17 protein-coding genes are annotated in these 18,983 nt (G+C 66.4%); 12 read left to right on the top strand and 5 right to left on the bottom strand.

The window, feature by feature from the left end; all coding sequences use genetic code 11:
• Positions 1–29: 29 nt before the first annotated feature.
• The 4 genes from AC0B44_RS05385 to AC0B44_RS05370 are packed head-to-tail and all read right to left on the bottom strand — an operon-like array spanning position 30 to position 4,818.
• Positions 30–800, bottom strand: a complete 771-nt coding sequence (locus AC0B44_RS05385) for an MlaE family ABC transporter permease (protein ID WP_471901890.1) — start codon at positions 798–800, stop codon at positions 30–32.
• Between the two features lie 45 nt (positions 801–845).
• Complete coding sequence (locus AC0B44_RS05380) at positions 846–2,483, bottom strand: long-chain-fatty-acid--CoA ligase (RefSeq protein WP_471901889.1); 1,638 nt, start codon at positions 2,481–2,483, stop codon at positions 846–848.
• 18 nt (positions 2,484–2,501) lie between these two features.
• Positions 2,502–3,617, bottom strand: a complete 1,116-nt coding sequence (locus AC0B44_RS05375; protein WP_471901888.1) for an acyl-CoA dehydrogenase family protein — start codon at positions 3,615–3,617, stop codon at positions 2,502–2,504.
• 16 nt (positions 3,618–3,633) lie between these two features.
• On the bottom strand, positions 3,634–4,818 hold the full coding sequence (locus tag AC0B44_RS05370; RefSeq protein ID WP_471901887.1) for an acyl-CoA dehydrogenase family protein: 1,185 nt from the start codon (positions 4,816–4,818) through the stop codon (positions 3,634–3,636).
• 111 nt (positions 4,819–4,929) lie between these two features.
• Here AC0B44_RS05370 and AC0B44_RS05365 point away from each other — a divergent pair, with 111 nt between their 5' ends.
• The 12 genes from AC0B44_RS05365 to AC0B44_RS05310 all read left to right on the top strand — a co-directional run bounded on the left by AC0B44_RS05365 (position 4,930) and on the right by AC0B44_RS05310 (position 16,796).
• On the top strand, positions 4,930–5,115 hold the full coding sequence (locus AC0B44_RS05365) for a ferredoxin (protein WP_471901886.1): 186 nt from the start codon (positions 4,930–4,932) through the stop codon (positions 5,113–5,115).
• Positions 5,116–5,238: 123 nt separating this feature from the next.
• On the top strand, positions 5,239–6,144 hold the full coding sequence (locus AC0B44_RS05360) for a 3-oxoacyl-ACP reductase (protein WP_471901885.1): 906 nt from the start codon (positions 5,239–5,241) through the stop codon (positions 6,142–6,144).
• Positions 6,145–6,568: 424 nt separating this feature from the next.
• The gene (locus tag AC0B44_RS05355; RefSeq protein WP_471901884.1) at positions 6,569–7,333 is read left to right on the top strand and encodes an MlaE family ABC transporter permease; all 765 of its coding nucleotides are present in this window, start codon (positions 6,569–6,571) and stop codon (positions 7,331–7,333) included.
• Between the two features lie 16 nt (positions 7,334–7,349).
• Positions 7,350–8,198 carry an MlaE family ABC transporter permease gene (locus AC0B44_RS05350; protein WP_471901883.1) on the top strand — a complete coding sequence of 283 codons (849 nt, stop codon included), beginning with the start codon at positions 7,350–7,352 and terminating at the stop codon, positions 8,196–8,198.
• 10 nt (positions 8,199–8,208) lie between these two features.
• The gene (locus AC0B44_RS05345; protein WP_471901882.1) at positions 8,209–9,387 is read left to right on the top strand and encodes an MCE family protein; all 1,179 of its coding nucleotides are present in this window, start codon (positions 8,209–8,211) and stop codon (positions 9,385–9,387) included.
• A 2-nt stretch (positions 9,388–9,389) separates the two neighbouring features.
• Entirely contained in the window at positions 9,390–10,409 is a 1,020-nt protein-coding gene (locus AC0B44_RS05340) for an MCE family protein (RefSeq protein WP_471901881.1), read from the top strand.
• Entirely contained in the window at positions 10,406–11,464 is a 1,059-nt protein-coding gene (locus AC0B44_RS05335) for an MCE family protein (protein WP_471901880.1), read from the top strand. The genes AC0B44_RS05340 and AC0B44_RS05335 overlap by 4 nt, the downstream gene beginning before the upstream one ends.
• Entirely contained in the window at positions 11,461–12,810 is a 1,350-nt protein-coding gene (locus AC0B44_RS05330; protein WP_471901879.1) for an MCE family protein, read from the top strand. The genes AC0B44_RS05335 and AC0B44_RS05330 overlap by 4 nt, the downstream gene beginning before the upstream one ends.
• Complete coding sequence (locus tag AC0B44_RS05325) at positions 12,807–14,024, top strand: MCE family protein (protein WP_471901878.1); 1,218 nt, start codon at positions 12,807–12,809, stop codon at positions 14,022–14,024. The genes AC0B44_RS05330 and AC0B44_RS05325 overlap by 4 nt, the downstream gene beginning before the upstream one ends.
• Entirely contained in the window at positions 14,021–15,436 is a 1,416-nt protein-coding gene (locus AC0B44_RS05320) for an MCE family protein (protein ID WP_471901877.1), read from the top strand. The genes AC0B44_RS05325 and AC0B44_RS05320 overlap by 4 nt, the downstream gene beginning before the upstream one ends.
• Positions 15,436–16,134 (top strand): hypothetical protein, encoded by a 699-nt coding sequence (locus tag AC0B44_RS05315; protein WP_471901876.1) that lies wholly within the window; start codon positions 15,436–15,438, stop codon positions 16,132–16,134. Before AC0B44_RS05320 ends, AC0B44_RS05315 begins: the two co-directional genes overlap by 1 nt.
• Positions 16,135–16,322: 188 nt before the next feature.
• Positions 16,323–16,796 (top strand): twin-arginine translocation pathway signal, encoded by a 474-nt coding sequence (locus tag AC0B44_RS05310; protein WP_471902067.1) that lies wholly within the window; start codon positions 16,323–16,325, stop codon positions 16,794–16,796.
• Between the two features lie 26 nt (positions 16,797–16,822).
• On the opposite strand, the gene AC0B44_RS05305 is transcribed toward AC0B44_RS05310, so the two are convergent.
• Positions 16,823–18,940 (bottom strand): oxidoreductase, encoded by a 2,118-nt coding sequence (locus AC0B44_RS05305; protein ID WP_471902066.1) that lies wholly within the window; start codon positions 18,938–18,940, stop codon positions 16,823–16,825.
• Positions 18,941–18,983 lie beyond the last annotated feature (43 nt).

Here is an 18,983-nt window from a genome sequence, read left to right as displayed (position 1 = left end):
GCCCCGTCCCCCGGCGGGACCGTCCACGGTCACCGGCCCATCACCGCGATGCCGATGGCGGTGAGCAGCATGTTGGCCAGAAACAACGCTACGAACGCGAACACCACGGTCTCGTTGACGGCCTCGCCGACACTCTTGGGTCCGCCGGTGACGGACAGGCCGCGGTGGCAGGCGATGAGCCCGGCGAGCAGTCCGAACACTGCCGCTTTCGCCTCCGACAGCAGCAGTTCTCCCGGACCGACGAGGAGGGTGACCCCCGAGGCGTAGGCGCCGGGATCGATGCTCTGGAAGGTCACCGAGAACAAGAACCCGCCGACGAGTCCGATCGCGCACACCGCACCGTTGAGCGTCACCGCGACGGCCATCGACGCGAGTGCGCGAGGCAGCACGAGACGGGAGGCCGGATCGATGCCGAGTACCTCGAGCGCGGCGATCTCGTCGCGGATCGTGCGCGACCCGAGGTCCGCCGCGATGGCGGTGGCACCCGCTCCCGCAACGACGAGAACTGTTACGAGCGGACCGATCTGGGTGATGGCGCCGAGACCGGCGCCTGCGCCTGCGCCGCTGAGGTCACCCGCGCCGATCTCCAGCAGCAGGGAGTTGAGGGTGAACACCACGAGGACGGTGAACGGGATGGACATGAGGATGGTCGGGAGGAGCGATACCCGTGCGATGAACCAGAACTGCGTGAGAAACTCACGCCACTGGAAAGGTGCGCGGAACAGGCCGGTGAACGCGTCGAGCGACAACGCGTAGAAACTTCCGAGCGCACGCGCTGCCGTACCGGGCACCGATCCCATCGCTCCCCGTTTCTCCCACGGGTCTGCATGGCGTCCGGATAGACGTTATCGGTGTCCGGACCCGACCGTGAGAGGTTCGAGGAGGTGCATCATCTCGGCTGACAGCGGCACGAATTCGGCTGCGCCTCGTTCGCGGATCCACACCGGATCGGTGCAGTGCCACCGCTCTGCGGCAAGGGAACGGGTGAGGACCTTGAACGTCGCGGTGCGGGGGAAGTCCCGGCAGACCCGGACGAGCGTCGGAACCTGCTTGGGGCCCAGATCGGTTTGCACTCCGAGGAACCGGGCGAACTCGACCGGGTCGAAATCCTCGGTGGCTGTGGGGATCACCGCGACCATCACTCGATCGCCGACATGCCGATCGGGGACGCCGTACACCGACACCTGGGCGAACCCGGGGTATCTCATGAGAACTCGTTCGATGGGTGCGGCGCCGAGATTCTCACCGTCGACCCGGAGCCACCCGGAACTGCGGCCCGCGAAATACACGAATCCGTCGTGATCGCGGTAGCCCAGATCCCCGCTGTGGTATTTGCCGTCGCGGAGGCGTTCTGCGTCGGCTTCTGGGTTCTTGTAGTAGCCGCTGAACATTCCCGCACCGCGAAGGTTGACGAGTTCGCCCGTTGCGACCTCGGCGTTCACGATCCTGCCTTCACCGTCGAATTCCGCCGGAGGACAAGGAATCCCGGTCTCCGGATGGAGGATTTCGATTCCGTCGGGAAGTTTGCCGAGGGCGCCGGGCGGCGCGCCGGGGGTCGCGGCGATCGACACACCGCCCTCCGTCGAACCGAATCCGTCCACGACCCGTGCTCCGAAGCGCCGGGTGAACTCCGCGACGGCCGGTGCCGTGCCTTCGTTGCCGTACATGATGCGCAGCGGATTCTCCGCGTCGTCCGGTTGCTCCGGCGTCGCAACGATGTACGACAGGGGCTTGCCGACGTAGTTCGCGTAGGTGACACCGAACTTCCGCAGGTCGGGCAGGAAACCCGACGCCGAGAACCGGCGACGCAGCGCCACGCCGGACCGGGCCGCCAGGGCAACGCCCCACCCGGCCATGATCGCGTTGGAGTGGAACATCGGCATCGACAGGTACACCACGTCGGACGGTCCGAGCCCGAACCGCTCCGCGAGCATCGCTCCCGGTCCGGTGACCTTTCCGTGGGTACAGCGCACCGCCTTCGGGTCGCCGCTGGTGCCCGAGGTGAAGATCAGCATGAACAGGTCGTCGGGCGCGGTGTCGGCGACCACCGGCACCGATCCGGTGAAGCGATCGAGCAGCACCGGCCATTCACCGGAGTCGACGTCGATCACCCGCACACCGGGCAGGTCCAGTCCGTCGAGCAGGGCCAGGTGCGCGGTCTCGGTGAACACCACCTGACAGTCGGTGAGCAGGATGTCGCGGGCGAGCGCCTCGCCTCTGCGCGTGGTGTTCAGACCTGCGATCACCGACCCGGACAGCGCGGCCGCGCCGAGCAGCAGCGAGAACTCGGGCACGTTGTCCATGAGCACGCCGATGTGCGGGGGAGAGTTGCCGTCGAGCAGTTCCCGCAGCAGCGCCGCCCGGTCGTGCGAGGCGCGGAGGTGTTCGCGCCACGAGATGCGGGTGTCCTCGAATTGCAGTCCGCGGTCGTCGATGTCCGAGAGTGCGGCGAGCAACGAGGTGACGGTGGAAGCAGCTGTCATGGGGTCCTCGTCGTCCGGTCAGGCGGGTGTGTCGGCGAGTTCGCGTCCGAGCGCACGCAACTGGGCGGTGGCCGAACCGAGCAGGAACTCGTGCTGTTTGGCGGCGAGGAAGTAGCGGTGGACGGGGTGATCCTCGTCGAGACCGACACCCCCGTGGATGTGGACGGCCGTGTGCGCGACCCGGTGTCCGGCATCTGCCGCCCAGAACGCAGCGCTGCGGAGTTCCTCGCTGTACCCTTCGCCCGAGGCCATCCGGTACGCGGCCTGCCACAACGTCAGCCGTACCGCTTTGACGTCGATGTAGGCGTCGGCGAGTCGCTGTGCGACGGCCTGGAAGCTGCCGATCGGCCTGTCGAACTGGATGCGTTCGCGGGCGTACTGTGCCGTGAGCTCGAGTGCGCGGTCGAGGACTCCGCACTGGTAGGCCGCCGACCCGAGGAGCATCCGGTCGCGTAACCGGGCCGCGACGGTAGCGCCGTCGTCTCCCAGCACCCGGTCCGCTTCGAGGGCAACCCCGTCCAGGGTGAGGATGCCCCTGCTGCTGTGGTCGGTGGTCGACTGACGGGTCACGTGGACTCCGGCGTCGCCGGAGCGCACCAGGAACACCGTGACGGAACCGTCGACCGAGGCGGGGACCAGGAATCCGTCGGCGACGGGCGCGGCCTCGACGACGGTCTTGGTGCCGTCGAGGATGTACCCGTCGCCCACCGCCTGTGCCCGCGTGGCGGGCATCGCCGGGTCGGCGTCGAATTCTTCGGACAGGGCGGCCGTGAGGATCGTCGCGCCGTCGGCGGCCGGCCGGGCCCACTCCGACACCTGTTGCGGCGTACCGAACTCCGCGATCGTGGCGGCGCAGGAAGCGATCGACGTGAGGAAGGGGACTGCCGCGACCCCGCGGCCGAGTTCGATCAGGATGCTCGCCTGTTCGAGCGGGCCGTATCCGTCGCCGCCGACCGACTCCGGTAACGCTGCGCCGAGAATCCCCGAGGAAGCGAGCACGTCCCACAACGTCCGGTCGATGCGGTCGTCGAGGGTGTCGAGCGTGCGCAGGTGCTCGTTGGTGACGAGGTCGGACACGATGCTGCGGGTCAGGCCCGAAAGGTCCTGCTGAGCCTCGGTGAGGGTGAAATCCACGGTGGAGGATCCTTCGTTATCGCTTGGCGGGTGGTTGACCGAGGGCAGCCATCGCGATGATGTCGCGCTGGACCTCGTTGGTGCCACCGCCGAAGGTGAGGATGAGGGAACTGCGATGCATACGTTCGATGCGGCCGCGCAACAGTGCCCCCGGTGAGTTCTGCCGGACCGTCGCGGAAGGTCCCAGAATCTCCATCAGCAATCGGTAGGCCTCGGTCGCGAATTCGGTTCCGAACACCTTGTTGGCCGATGCGGGCGCGGGGCCGAGGGGAGTCTTGCCAGCGCTCGAGGCAATGTCCCAGTTCATCAACTTGAGGTATTCCGCACGGGCGTGCACCCGCGCCAGATTCACCTGCACCCACTCCTGGTCCGCGACCCTCCGCCCGTCGGGCAGCGTCGTCTGCTGGGCCCAGCGGCGTACCTCGGCCAGTGCGGTGAGCACCGGGCCCGCCGACGTCAGCGCGACCCGTTCGTGGTTGAGCTGATTGGTGATCAGCGACCAACCGCGGTTCTCCTCGCCGACCAGGGCGGAGGCCGGTACGCGGACATTCTCGTAATAGGTGGCGCTGGTGTCGGGACCCGCCATGGTGTGCACCGGCGTGTAGGAGAACCCCTCGGCGTCGGTGGGAACGATCAGAACGCTGATGCCTTTGTGCTTCTTGGCATCCGGGTCGGTTCGCACCGCGAGCCAGATGTAGTCGGCGTAGGCGATCAGGCTCGTCCACATCTTCTGGCCGTTGATCACCCAGTCGTCGCCGTCGCGCACCGCCGTGGTGCGCAGCGACGCAAGGTCCGTGCCGGCTTCGGGTTCGGAGTAACCGATGGAGAAGTGCAGTTCACCGGCGGAGATGCGCGGAAGGAAGTATTCCTTCTGTTCCGGGGTGCCGTAGTGCATGATCGTCGGCGCGACGGAGTCGATGGTCAGGAACGGAACCGGGGCGCCCGCTATCGCCGCTTCGTCGGTGAAGATCAACTGGTCCATCGCGGAGCGGTTCTGGCCGCCGTATTCCTCGGGCCAGCCCAGGGTGAGCCACCCGTCCTTGCCCATCTGCTGCACGATTTCGCGATACACATTGCCCGACCCGTATTCGCCGGTGGTCGCGGCGAGTGCCTCGCGCCGTTCCGGGGTCATGAGGTGGGTGAAATAGTTTCGCAGTTCCTCGCGTAGCGCCTGTTGCTCGGAGGTATAGCTGATGTCCACGAACGCTCCACTTCGCCGCTGCGGGATTACGGCGAATCATTGCACAGAATTGGAACGCGTTCTAGCCTGATGGCAGTTCGGTCGATGCGAAAGTGAAACGGGGTTCGGGTCATGGATGTCAAGGTCGACTTCGACCGCTGCGAGGCGAACGGCGTGTGTGTCGGTGTGGCACCCGAGGTCTTCGATCTCAACGACGACGACGAGTTGCTCGTCAACCATCCGGTTCCCGAGGGTAGCGAGGGGCGCGTTCGCGAGGCCATCGCCCAGTGCCCCCGGGCCGCGCTGTCCGAGGCCTGAGGCCCGTCCGGTTCGCTTCTTGTCATAAACGGGAACAGGTTCTACATTCTGGACTGTCCCGGTGATCGGGATGTCCACCGGCGCGCGGCCTTCCGGCCCGCCCGAATCGCAAGGAGTGCGTGGATGAGTTCTGTCGGCAACGGTGTGTCCCTCGAAGGCAAGGTCGCCGTGGTCACCGGCGCGGGCTCCGGACTCGGACGGGCCGAAGCGCTCGCGCTGGCTCGGGCCGGCGCAGCCGTCGTCGTCAACGATCTCGCGGTGAACGATTCGGTGGAGGACACGCTCGCGCAGATCCGCGCCGTCGGACCCGGCGCGACGTTCGTACCGGGCAGCGTGGCCGAACGCGCCACCGCCGATGCGATGGTCCAGGCTGCCGAAGAGGAATTCGGTGGCCTCGACATCGTGGTCAACAATGCGGGCATCACCCGGGATCGCATGTTGCCGAACATGTCCGACGACGAATGGGACTCGGTTGTCGCGGTTCATCTGCGCGGTCACTTCCTGCTGACCCGCAATGCCGCCGCGTACTGGCGGGCGAAGTCCAAGGAGGCCGGGGGACCCGTCTACGGGCGCATCGTGAACACCTCGTCCGAGGCCGGTCTGCTCGGGCCGGAGGGGCAGGCCAACTACGGCGCGGCGAAAGCCGGCATCACAGCCCTGACCGTATCGGCTGCGCGCGGGCTCGCCCGGTACGGCGTGCGCGCGAACGCCATCTGTCCTCGTGCGCGCACGGCCATGACCGAAGCGGTCTTCGGTGACGCGCCCGAGGGTGAGGTCGATCCGCTCTCGCCCGATCATGTGGCGAACCTGGTCTCGTATCTCGCCTCTCCCGCCGCCGACCGCATAAGCGGTCAGGTCTTCATCGTCTACGGCCCGATGGTCGCGCTGATGGCGGCGCCGGTGGTGGAGCAACGGTTCGACACCGACGTGCAATGGAGCCCGGACGCCCTTGCGGCCGAACTGGGTGGTTACTTTGCCGACCGAGACCCGGCGGCAACGTTCTCGGCGTCCGACGCCCTCAAACTCTGAACCCGCTCGACTCGCCCGATCAAGAACTCTGTGCGCCCCGGCGTGACACGTATCCTGAGCGTCAAGTGCGTGTCGCACGGACCGGCCCGTCTCCGGCTGCGCGCTGCGACGCGCCCCGGAGGCATAGGAAACCTGTTCTAGTTTTCTCGCCGATGAATTCCGGGATTCAATCTTTCCGGTCGGCCACGCGAGAAAAAGAAGTCACGGACCGGAATTTGAAATTGCAGGAAACCGCCTGATCAGTGCGGCTTATGTCCGAATAGCGGAGACTGGGGGCCCGGGTTGTGCGGCCACGCAGATAACGAATGAACAGGCTACGGGGTATTTCTTTGACACGTGAACACGTTCTAGTTACTATGACGCGGGTCACAAATGGTTTCTGTGCACCGCATTGCGGCCGGGCGGATGAACGAAAGGGGAGAGCGTGGTAGATCTCCTCGAGGTTCCGCTCCGCGCAGTCGGCGGACTCTTCGCCATGACGGGCGACACCGCCCGAGCCATGTTCTCCCGGCCGTTCCAGCGACGCGAGTTCGTGGATCAGGCATGGTTCGTCGCGCGGGTTTCCCTGGTACCGACCGTGCTGGTCGCGATCCCCTTCACCGTCCTCGTCAGTTTCACCCTCAACATCCTGCTCCGCGAGATCGGCGCGGCCGACCTCAGCGGTGCCGGCGCGGCACTCGGAGCCGTCACCCAGGTCGGGCCCATGGTCACGGTGCTCATCGTGGCCGGCGCCGGTGCCACCGCTATCTGTGCAGATCTCGCGGCCCGCACCATCCGCGAGGAGATCGACGCGATGCGGGTGCTCGGCATCAACCCGATCCATCGCCTCGTCGTCCCACGCGTGCTCGCGTCGACCGTCGTCGCACTGCTCCTCAACGGACTCGTCTGCACCATCGGCATTCTCGGAGGGTTCGTCTTCTCCGTATTCCTCCAGGACGTGAACCCCGGTGCGTTCATCAACGGAATCACCCTTCTCACCGGGTTCGGTGAACTGATGATTTCCCAGCTCAAGGCAGGATTGTTCGGCATGATCGCAGGCCTCGTCGCCTCCTATCTCGGACTCAACGTCAAAGGTGGGCCCAAGAGTGTCGGGGACGCCGTCAACCAGACGGTCGTCTTCGCCTTCATGGCACTGTTCGTCGTCAATCTTCTGGTCACCGCCGTCGGCATCAAGCTGACGGCCGGATGAGCGCGGAGGACACGCAATGGCAGTGATTTCCGGGCGATTCCCGAGGGCCGCGCGACGGTTCTCCCGTGTGTCGTCCTCCGTGGACGGCGTGGGTGAGCAGGCATTGTTCTTCGCCAAGGCGCTGGCGACCATTCCGCGCGCGCTGCGGCAGTACCCGAAGGAAACCGTTCGGCTCGTCGCCGAAATCAGCATGGGCACAGGCGCACTCGCCGTGATCGGCGGCACCGTCGTCATCGTCGGATTCCTCACCTTGTTCACGGGCGGAATCATTGCTGTGCAGGGCTTCAGCTCACTCGGCAACATCGGAGTCGAAGCGCTCACCGGGTTCTTCGCGGCGTTCATCAACGTCCGCATCGCGGCGCCCACGATTGCGGGAATCGGGTTGGCCGCCACCATCGGTGCGGGATCCACGGCCCAACTCGGCGCGATGCGGGTCTCCGAGGAGATCGACGCACTCGAAACGATGGCCATTCCGTCGATCCCGTATCTCGTGTCCACCCGCGTGCTGGCGGGGATGATCGCAATCATCCCGCTGTACTCCCTGGCGGTGATCGCGTCCTTCGTGGCCAGCCGTTTCGCGACCGTCTTCATCTACGGGCAGTCGGCCGGCGTCTACGACCACTACTTCACGACATTCCTCATACCGACCGACATACTCTGGTCGTTCGTTCAGGCGATCGTGATGGCGATCGCCGTCATGCTCATCCACACCTACTACGGGTTCAATGCGAGCGGTGGCCCCGTCGGGGTCGGTGTGGCCGTCGGAAACGCTGTGCGCGCGTCCCTCGTCGCGGTCGTCACCGTCACCCTCCTCATCTCTCTCGCCGTGTACGGCGCGACCGGCAACTTCAACCTGTCGGGATAGGGCGCGGTACATGGACACTCCCTCGTGGAAGAAGAAGCTTGCGGCGTTCCTGATGGTCGGGGGTCTCGCGGCGGTCGTCTTCGTGGCCCTCACGATGTTCGCCGCCGGGTTCACCTCCACCACCCCGGTCACGGTCACCGCGCCGCGCTCCGGACTGGTGATGGAACCCGATGCGAAGGTCAAGCTGCGTGGCGTCGAAGTAGGGCGGGTCTCGTCCATCGAGCACACTCCCGACGGTGCCGTGCTGGGCTTAGCGATGCAGCCGGGTCAGATGCACCTCATCCCGTCCAATGCGCGCGTGTCGATCGAATCGACCACCGTATTCGGCGCGAAGTTCGTCAACCTCGTGGTGCCGGAGGACCCGTCACCGGTACCGCTGCGGGAGGGCGCGGTGATTTCGGCCGACGACGTCACCGTCGAGTTCAACACCGTCTTCGAGCACCTGTCCGAAGTGCTGGCGCAGGTACAGCCCGAGAAGCTCAATGCCACGCTCGGCGCGCTCTCCGAAGCGCTCAACGGCCGGGGCGACGAACTCGGAGCAACTCTGGCCGACGCGGACGCCTACCTGGCGGAGATGAATCCCTCTCTCCCGCAGCTGCAATACGACCTGAGTGCGGCGGCCGACGTCACCAATCTCTACGCGGACACCGCACCCGACCTGATGACGACTGTCGGCAACGCGACCGATGTCGGAAACACCGTCGTCGACGAACAGCAACAGCTCGACCTGTTGCTCATGAATCTCACCGGTCTGGCGAACACCGGACGTAACGTGCTGGGGGAGAACGAGAACCAAGTGGTCACCGCACTCGACAGCTTGTCGTACACCACCGGGCTGCTCGGCGAGTACTCGCCCGGACTGACCTGCTTCATCGTCGGGCTCAACGATGCGCGCGTCGCGTTCGAGCCGATGGCCGGAACCGGCGAGTATGCCGCGCTCACCTTGAGTACGAGTTTCATGGGTGGAGCCACGCCCTACAACGCTGCCCAGGATCTGCCCGTGGTGGGCGCGTCGGGCGGCCCGAACTGCTGGGGGCTGCCTGACTTCGATCCGCGCCGCGACGGGAACGCGAAGTTCGTCGTGACCGACACCGGGGTCACGCCGTACAAGCCGGCCACGGAGGCATGGGTGCGTTACCCGACGATCTTCCGGTACCTGTTCGGCGACCAGCTCGCGGCAGGGCAGTGACGATGCGGCCCACCACGATCAAGTTCACGATCTTCGCCCTGACGATGGTCCTCGTGTTCGCCGGGCTGGCGGTGGTGTTCAGCCAGGCCCGGTTCACCGGCAGCGAGACCTATCATGCGGCGTTCACCGACGTGTCCGGCCTGAAGTCCGGCGACAAGGTGCGCATCGCCGGTGTCCAGGTCGGCTCGGTCGACGGTGTGGATATCGGTGAGAACAACCACGCCGAAGTCGAATTCGGCGTCGACTCGAAGTACACGCTCTACACCGGAACCCGCGCGACCGTGCGCTACGAAAACCTGGTGGGAGACCGGTATCTCGAACTTCTCGAGGGTCCCGGAAGCGTCGAGGTTCTTCAACCGGGCGGGGCCATCCCGATCGATCAGACCGAACCGGCGCTGGACCTCGACCTTCTGCTCGGAGGGTTCAAACCACTGTTGCAGGGGCTCGACTCCCAGCAGGTCAACGACCTGTCCGGCGCATTGCTCCAGGTGTTCCAGGGACAGGGGCAGACCCTGGTGTCGCTGCTGGGCAACACGAATTCGTTCACGAATTCGCTGGCGGACCGGGACCAGCTGATCGGCGACGTCATCGACAATCTGAACGGCGTCCTCGGCACCATCGACGAGCACGATCAAGAGTTCACCGACACCATCGACCGGCTGAGTGCGCTCGCCGGAGGACTCGCAGCCGACAAGGACCCGATCGGCGCATCCATTCCGCAGATCGCAGCGGGCACAGCCGACCTCACGGCCCTGCTGCAGAACAACCGGCCGGATCTGCAGTCGGTGATCGCCGAAACCAACCGGTCCATGACACAACTCGACCTGGGTGAGGACGACATCAACCGCACACTCGAACGACTCCCGACGGATTACAAGAAGCTGATCCGCGTGGGTGCCTACGGGAACTTCTTCCAGTTCTTCCTCTGCGCCAACACCTTCAAGTTCTCCGGGCCGGACGGCACCACCATCCGGTACACCACGGCGAACCACGACACGGGAAGGTGTGCGAAGGTCGAATGAGTGCACCTCGCGAACGCAGTCACATCCAGATCGGCATCGTCGGTCTGGGCGTGTCCGCCGCCCTGGTCCTCGCCGGGTTGCAGTACGACCAGTTGCAGTTCCTGTCCGGGGGACTGAGCTACTCGGCTCGCTTCGAGGACGCGGGCGGACTCGTCGCCGGCGACGACGTCATGCTCTCCGGTGTCACCGTCGGAGATGTGACCGACGTGAGGCTCGACGGCCAGGCAGTGCTCGTGACGTTCACGGTCGAGGACGGGATCGGACTTGGGGACGGCACCGGAGCCGATATCAAGACCAATACCGTGCTCGGGAGGAAGTCGCTCGCCGTCCGTCCGGGTGGCTCGGGCGTGATGCGTCCGGGGTCGGTGATCGAGATCGACCGCACGAACTCGCCGTACTCGCTGACCGACGCGCTCGGTGACCTGACGACCACGGTGTCGGAACTCGACACCGGGCAGATCAACGAGTCTCTCGATGCCCTGTCGGATTCGCTGCAGGACACAGCGCCGGAGATTCGGGGCGCCCTCGAGGGCATGACCCGGTTGTCGCAGTCGATCAACTCGCGCGACGAGTCACTGATGCAGTTGCTCGAACGCGCCGAGAACGTGACGGCGATCCTGTCGCAGCGCAGCGATCAGGTCAATGCACTGATCGTGGACGCGAACGCCTTGTTCGGTGAGCTCAATCTGCGCCGTGACGCCATCACCGAACTCATCGCGAACATCTCCTCGGTGTCGCGTCAGCTCACCGGCCTGGTTCAGGACAACCAGAGCCAGATGGGCCCGACGCTCGAGAAACTCAACGCGGTCACAGCGAATCTTCAGGCCAACAAGGAGAACATCGCCGGTGCCCTCGACGGTCTCGGTCCGTACATCAGTGCGCTCGGCGAATCCGTGGCGAGCGGACCGTTCTTCAACGCCTACGTGTCCAACATCCTGCCCGCGCCCTGGTGGAAAGCCATCGTGGACAGCCAGGTTGCGCCCGACCTTCTCCCCGAGGATCTCCAGAACGTGATTCCCCAAGAGCCCCCGTCGATCACGAGGGATGGCGAATGAGCACCGAGACCCTGCCGGCGAACCCCAACGAGCCGGCCCCGCAGAAGTCCTCCCGCCGCCCGGCCTGGCTGCTGCCTGCGATCGCGGCCGGTGTCGCCGTCGCACTCGTCGCCGGCTTCGTCTTGTTCGTGCTGCCCGATCTCGGCAAACGAACCCTCTACGCCGAGTTCGTCTCCACCAGTGGGCTGTACAAGGGTGACGAGGTGCGCGTGCTCGGCGTGTCGGTCGGGCGAATCACCGACATCGAACCCGCCGACGATCGTGTGCGGGTGACCATGAAGATCGACGACTCGATCGACGTGCCCGCTGATGCCGCCGCGGTCGTGATCGCACAGAGCCTCGTATCGGCTCGCTTCGTCCAGCTCACCCCCGTCTACTCGGGTAGACCGGCCATCGAGGACGACGCGACGATTCCGGTCGAGCGCACCGCGTCGCCGGTCGAATGGGACCAGATCAAAACCGAGCTCATGCGTCTGTCCGAGGCGCTCGGCCCGGAAGAACTCGATCCGCAGGGGTCGCTCGGCCGGTTCATCGACACCGCCGCCGAAAACCTCGAGGGCAACGGAGAAACCATCCGTTCCACTCTGCGCCGACTCTCCGACACCATGCACACGCTGTCCGAGGGCCGCACCGACCTGTTCTCGACCATCCGGAACCTCCAGACCTTCGTCTCGGTGCTCTCGTCGAGCAACGAGCAGATCGTGCAGTTCGGCGGCCGGCTCGCCTCCGTCTCGAACGTCCTCGCGGACAGTTCCGATCAGCTCGGGGTCTCGCTCACCGACCTGGGTATCGCGGTCGGCGACGTGCAGCGCTTCGTCCAGGACAACCGTGCCGGACTGACCGAATCGGTCGAGCGCCTTGCCGATGCGACCGAAGTGCTCGCGCGCAAGCGCCCGGAGATCGAGCGGATCCTGCACTCCGGCCCGACGTCGCTGGCCAACTTCTACAACATCTACAAGCCCGCCCAGGGATCGCTCACCGGTGCACTCGCGATCAACAACCTCGCCAATCCCGTCGAGTGGATGTGCGGGTCGGTCGGTGCCGCCGCGAATGCGACCTCCGAACGAAGTGAGGAGTTGTGCCGTCAGCAACTCGGCCCGGTGCTCGCCTCGATGAGCGCCAACTACCTGCCGGCGCTCGCCAACCCGCTCGCGAGCGTGCAGGCGTTCCCGGGCGACATCGTCTACAGCGAGCCGTGGCTCGAGGGTGCCTCCGCCGGCCGGGGGACCGCACCTCCGGAGGCGGCTCCGGCACCGACGCCGCTCGACGGTTTGCTGGGTGGATTGCCGAATATCGTGGTCCCGCAGGATCTGGGAACGCTGCTGCAGCCGGGAGGCGGACGATGAGCCGGTCGAATGCGCGGCGCACCGCCGCGGCCGCGGTCGTGATGGCGGCATCGCTGACCCTGACGGCATGTGAGTGGGGTGGTCTGAACTCGATACCCATGCCCGGCACGGCCGGTCGCGGTGAGGGTGCCTACCGGGTGCAGATCGAGATGCCCAACGTCACGACGCTCACCCAGAACTCGCCGGTCCGGGCCGACGATGTCACCGTCGGCTCGATCGCCGCGATCGAGGTGCAGGGATGGCACGCGCTGGTCACCGTCGCGCTCGACAAGGACACCGTGGTCCCCGCCAATGCGACGGCGAAGATCGGCCAGACGAGCCTGCTCGGGTCGCAGCACCTCGAACTGCTCAGCCCGGTCGACGAACCCGCACGCGGCCGTCTCGCGGACGGCGATCTCATCCCGCTCGAGCGTGCGGGCGTGTACCCGACGACCGAGCAGACTCTCTCCTCGCTGTCGCTGGTGCTCAACGGTGGCGGTCTGGCGCAGATCAACGACATCACCACCGAACTCAACTCCGCCCTGGTGGGCCGGGAGGATTCCGTCCGGAACCTGCTGCCCCGTCTCGACGAACTCGTCTCCTCGCTCGAAACCCAGCGCGGGGACATCGTGTCCGCGCTCGAAGGCATGGACCGGCTCGCGGTGACCGTGAACAACCAGAACGCCACACTCGTACGGGCACTCGAAGAACTGCCGCCCGCGCTCGAAGTCCTCGTCGATCAGCGGCAGAACCTCACGTCGGCGATGTCGTCGCTCGGCGAGTTGAGCACGGTGGCGAGTCGTATCGTCGAAAGCTCCAACGACGACCTGAAGGCGAACCTGCAAGGTCTGGCGCCGACACTGCGGGCGCTGGCCGACTCGGGAAGCGCGCTCACCGAAGTCCTCGGCGTGCTGCTGACGTATCCCTTCCCACAGGCCGGTATCAACAACGTCATCCGGGGTGATTACGCGAACCTCGCGATGACGATCGACCTCACACTCGACCGGCTCGACCTGAACTTCCTGACCGGTACCCCGCTCGCCGGCCGACTGGCCGGACCCGAGGGGATCCTCGGCCAGGATGCCGGACTGGCCGCCCAGGCCGTCGATCCGTTCCAGGCACCGCTCGCACCGCCACCCCCGCAACCCGATCCGGGACCGGCGGGCACACTCTCGATCCCCGGGCTCGGCGAGATCACGATTCCCGGGCTTCCCGAGGGGGTGTTCGGACCATGATGCTCTCGCGATTCGTACGCATCCAGCTCTCGATCTTCGCGGTACTCACCGTGATCGGGCTCGTGGTGATGACGCTGCAGTACGTGCGGCTTCCCGCGCTGTTCGGCGTGGGGCGGTACGCACTCACCGTGGAACTCCCCTCCACCGGTGGCCTGTACCCGCACTCCAACGTGACCTACCGGGGCATCACCGTCGGGACCGTCCAATCGGTTGCGCTGTCGCCCGCCGGGGTCGACGCCACACTCTCGATCGACAGCAACTACAAGATTCCGGCCGATGTGGACGCAGCCGTCCGCAGCGTGTCGGCCATCGGGGAACAGTACGTCGATCTCGTTCCCCCACAAGGAGCGTCGAGCGGGGGCTACCTCGAGGACGGCGACGTGATCCCGGTGGACCGCGCCACCGTGCCGCAAGAGGTGGGCGCTCTGCTGGATCAGGCCGACGTACTGCTCGCGAGCATCGGTGACACCCGTTTGCAGTTGCTCGTCGACGAAGCGTTCGACGCGTTCAACGGGTCGGGTCCGGAACTACAGGATCTCCTGGACTCGACACGCCTTTTCGTGCAGGAGGCGTCGGGAAGCAGCGCCGAAACCCGGCAGTTGATCGACCAGGCCGGGCCGCTGCTCGACACCCAGACGGTCACCAGCGACGCCATCCGGTCGTGGACACGCGACATGGTGACGTTCACCGACCGGTTGCGTCAGAGCGATCCCGACCTCCGGACGCTCCTGGAGACGGGTCCGTCGGCCGCCGTCGAAGCGGAAGTATTGCTGCAGGACCTCCGTCCGACGCTTCCGCTCCTGCTCTCGAACCTCGTGAGTGTCGGCGAGGTCGGTGTCATCTACAACCCGGGGATCGAGCAGATTCTCGTGCTGTACCCGCCGATGACAACCGCGCTCATCACCGCGGCCGGTTCCGGACCTCCGGAAGACGGCGCTGTGGTGGACTTCCATCTCCAACTTCACGACCCGCCGCCGTGCCTGTCGGGATTCGTTCCACCCGACCAGTGGCGCAGCCCCGCGGACACCTCGATGGTCGACACGCCGGGCGACGTGTTCTGCCAACTGCCGCAGGACTTCCCGAACGCTCAGCGCGGTGCCCGCAACCTGCCGTGCATGGAGTATCCGGGCCGGCGCGCGCCGACGCCGGACCAGTGCCGCACGGGCTACACACCGAAATACTCGGACAATCCCTGGCAGGGTCCTCCCACGCCGGTAGGGTCCGAGAATGTTGTGCCGACGCCCGCATCACACACCGAAGGCGGCGGCGCTGCGGAACCGGCAGGCGTGACCGCGCGACGCATCGATCCGCAGACCGGGACGTACATCGGTCCCGACGGCACCGTGTACACCCACGCCCAACTGGGAGACGACCGGAGTTTGGAGACTTTCATGAAGGCACAGCAGGGCTGATGGCAGGCGAAACAGACACAGACGGTCCCGCCGTCGACCTCCACAAGGACACCGGCCCGGGAACCGCACCGTCGAGTGCGGCCGACACCGGGGATGTGAAGGCGGCATCGCCCACACCCACACCCACGCCCACCGACGCTCCCGCAGCCGAGAAAGCTGCCGTCGAGGAACCCGCCGCGGCGGTCACTCCTCCGGCGGTCGCGGCACCTGCCGTGCCGAGATGGCCCAAGCGGGTGGTCGTGATCGCCTCGGTGCTTCTGATCGCCGTGATCGCGGCCGGTGTGTGGCTGCTCCTCGACCGGCAGTCCGCTGGCGAGCGCGACGAGCGACGAGCAGCGTTCGTGCAGGCAGCGAGACAGACGGTGCTGAACCTGACGACGATCCGGGCCGACTCGGCCGATGCCGACGTGCAACGGCTCATCGAGGGCGCGACCGGCGATTTCAAGGCCGAATTCGAAGGACGGGAAGGCCCGTTCGTCGAGGTCGTACAGCAGGCCGGTGTCACCACGGTCGGTGAGGTGCTCGAGGCCGGCATCCAGAACGAGGACGGTACGTGCGCGTCGTCGCTGGTGGCGTCCCGCGCGATGGTGAGCAACGCCGACCAGACCGAACCCGAACCGCGCGACTTCCGTCTGCGGGTGACGATCTGCGACGAAAACGGCAGGCTGCTCGCGTCGAAAGTGGAGTTCGTGCCGTGACGGAAGACCGGAAGGACAAGCACGTGACGTCAGTCGACACCGGCAGCAAGTCGGACACCGGCAGCAAGACGGAGGCGGTCAGCAAGACGGGTACCGACACCGAGACGGGATCGGCGGGACCGGCGGCGGATGCTGCGGTGAACGCGGATACCCCCGGTACCTCCCAGGCAGACAGCGGACAGCCGTATCTGCGGCACGTCGCCATCGGGTTGTCGGTCGTCGTGCTGGTGTTCGCGGTCCTCGTCGGCTGGCTCGCATACGGAGCGCGCGCGGACGCCGCCGCCGAAGCAGCCCGCACCGAAGCACGGGTGGCGGCGGAAGAGCAGGCCGTCGCGATGCTCGCCTACGACTTCGACGAGGTCGACGACCAGATCGCCCTGGCGGGTGAGGGTCTCACCGGAGATTTCCGCGACGAGTACACGAACCTGATGAAGAACGTCATCGCGCCCGGGGCCAAGGAGAAGGCCATCAGCGTCCAGGTGAGTGTGCAGGGATCATCGGTGGTCTCTGCCGACACCGACAGTGCGGTGACCCTGCTGTTCCTCAACCAGATCACGACGAGTTCGGAGAATCCGGAAGCGGTGAGTAGCGGCAGTCGCGTGCGAGTCGAACTCGAAAAGCACGACGACCGCTGGCTCGTGAGCCGGCTGACACCGATCTAGGCTGCCCCCGCTTCCGGACCCTGCCGCTAGAGCACCGTGGCGACGTTCCACGCGGAGTGGATCGCACCTTCGATGTAGCTCACGTCGGCCGCGTCACCCACGACGTGGATCTCCGGCACCCGGCCCTCGAGCTGCTCGGCGAGAGGTGCCGCAGCCGAGACACCCGACGCCACGACGACCATATCGGCTGGAGCGGTGAAGGTTTCGTCGCCGACGCGGAACTCGACGGTCTCGGCGGTGATGCGTTCCACCCGCGCCCGGCGGTGAATCGTCACGCCCACCTCCCCGGCGTGCCGAACCGCCGTCCAGCGACGCGGCATCGCCATCGGCAGACCGAGCTGGGCGCCGTCCTCGAGCAACGTCACCCGACGACCGCGTTCGGCGAGGAACTCCGCCAACTCGAGGCCGACGAGCGAACCACCGATCACGACGACGTCCTTACCCATCGGCAGGAACTTGCGGGTGACCGCGCGGATGGCACTCGGGCTCTTCGTGATGCCCGAGAGCTTGCCGAGCCGCCCCATCGTGCGGAGGAACAGGGGTTGCTCCGACACATCCCCGGAGCCGGTCATCAGCGCTCGCAGCGTGTCGCCGGTATGCACGTGCGGGAGGTCGCCGCCGGGCACGTCCGGCCGGCCGCGCACCGCGCCGGTCGCGATCACGACCGCATCGGGTGCGAGCGCCGCGACGGACGCCGCGGTGGCTTCGGTGTTCAGCCGCACCTCGATACCGAGCCGTTCGACCTCGGCCCGGAGCCAGTCCAGCAACCGTTCGTTGTCGGGCGTGGTGAGGGTCGAGAACCAGAGCGTGCCGCCCAGCCGATCCGACTTGTCGAGCACCGTCACGCGATGTCCACGCTCGGTGGCGACGCGTGCGGCTTCGAGGCCGCCCGGTCCGGCACCCACCACGACGATGTGTTTGCGGGCGGACGAGGGTGTGAACGGCAGCAACGTCTCGTTGCCGAGTGCAGGATTGACGGCGCAGATGGGGGTGTCGTCCCAGAAGTTCTCCTGGACGCAGACGTAGCAGTTGATGCACGGCCGCACCTGCTCCGGCGTGCCGGCCTTCAGCTTGCGGACCAGATCGGGATCCGCGAGCAGTTGGCGTCCCATCGCGACGAAGTCGGCGCTGCCGTCGGCAATTGCCTTCTCGCCCACCTCGGGAAGCACCCGGCCCACGGCGATCACCGGGATGGCGACAGCTTTCTTCACTGCCGCAGCGAGTCCGGTGTAAGCGCCCACGGCGTTGGGGAGCGGCCCGTCGGTGAAGTTGGAGAACGGGTTCCGGCCCCACCCGGTGACGTGGATTGCGTCGGCTCCCGCGGCTTCGAACAGTGCCGACGCCCGGGCTGCCTCGTCGGTGGTCAGGCCGTCGGCTTCGCCGAATTCGCGTCCGGCGATGCGGACAAGGATCGCGAGGGAGTCGCCGACCTCGGCCTTGACCGCGCGGATGACCTCACACGCGAGGCGGGCGCGGTTCTCGAGCGACCCGCCGTATTCGTCGGTACGTCGATTATCGGCGCGGCTCAGGAAGGCACCGAGCACATAGCCGTGTGCGCAGTGGATTTCGACGGCGTCCGCACCCGCAGCTTTCACGCGGCCGGCGGCTTCTGCAAAGCATCGCGTCAGCCAGGCGAGGTCCTCGACGGTGGCTTCGTGGTACTCGGCCGCCTTACCCGCCGTAACGGAAGCCATCTTCCGGAGTTCCTCGCCGGTGTTGTCGGCGAGGGCGCTGAGGTCGGGACTGCTGTTCGGGGTCGACGGAACCAGCAGCGGCCGATCGTTGACGGTGTCGATCCGCGCGACCTTGCCGTGGTGGGTCATCTGTACGCACAGTGCGCTTCCGGCCTCGTGGACGGCATCGGCCAGCGCGGTGAGTCCCGGGATGAACCGGTCTTCCGACAGGCCGGGTTCCTTGGTGCTCGCGCAGCCGAGCGGGTAGGCGACGGCGCAGCATCCGGTGATGATCATCCCGGTCCCGCCTTGCGCGCGGGCCACGAAATGGTCGATGTCGCCTTGTTCGATCTCGCCGTCGTCGCACAGGTTCATGTCCATGGCGGGCAGGACGACCCGGTTGCGTAGCGCCACCGGCCCGATGCTGCCGGGGGAAAGGAGATGGGGAAAGGTCTCGGTCGTCACGCCCAGACGGTATGCGGATACGCTGTGTCCGGTAGCACAATTCCGCTCA

This window comes from Rhodococcus sp. NPDC019050 (assembly GCF_055664235.1).
Note: the sequence above shows the minus strand (reverse complement) of the source record. Positions and strands in the feature narration are given on the sequence as shown.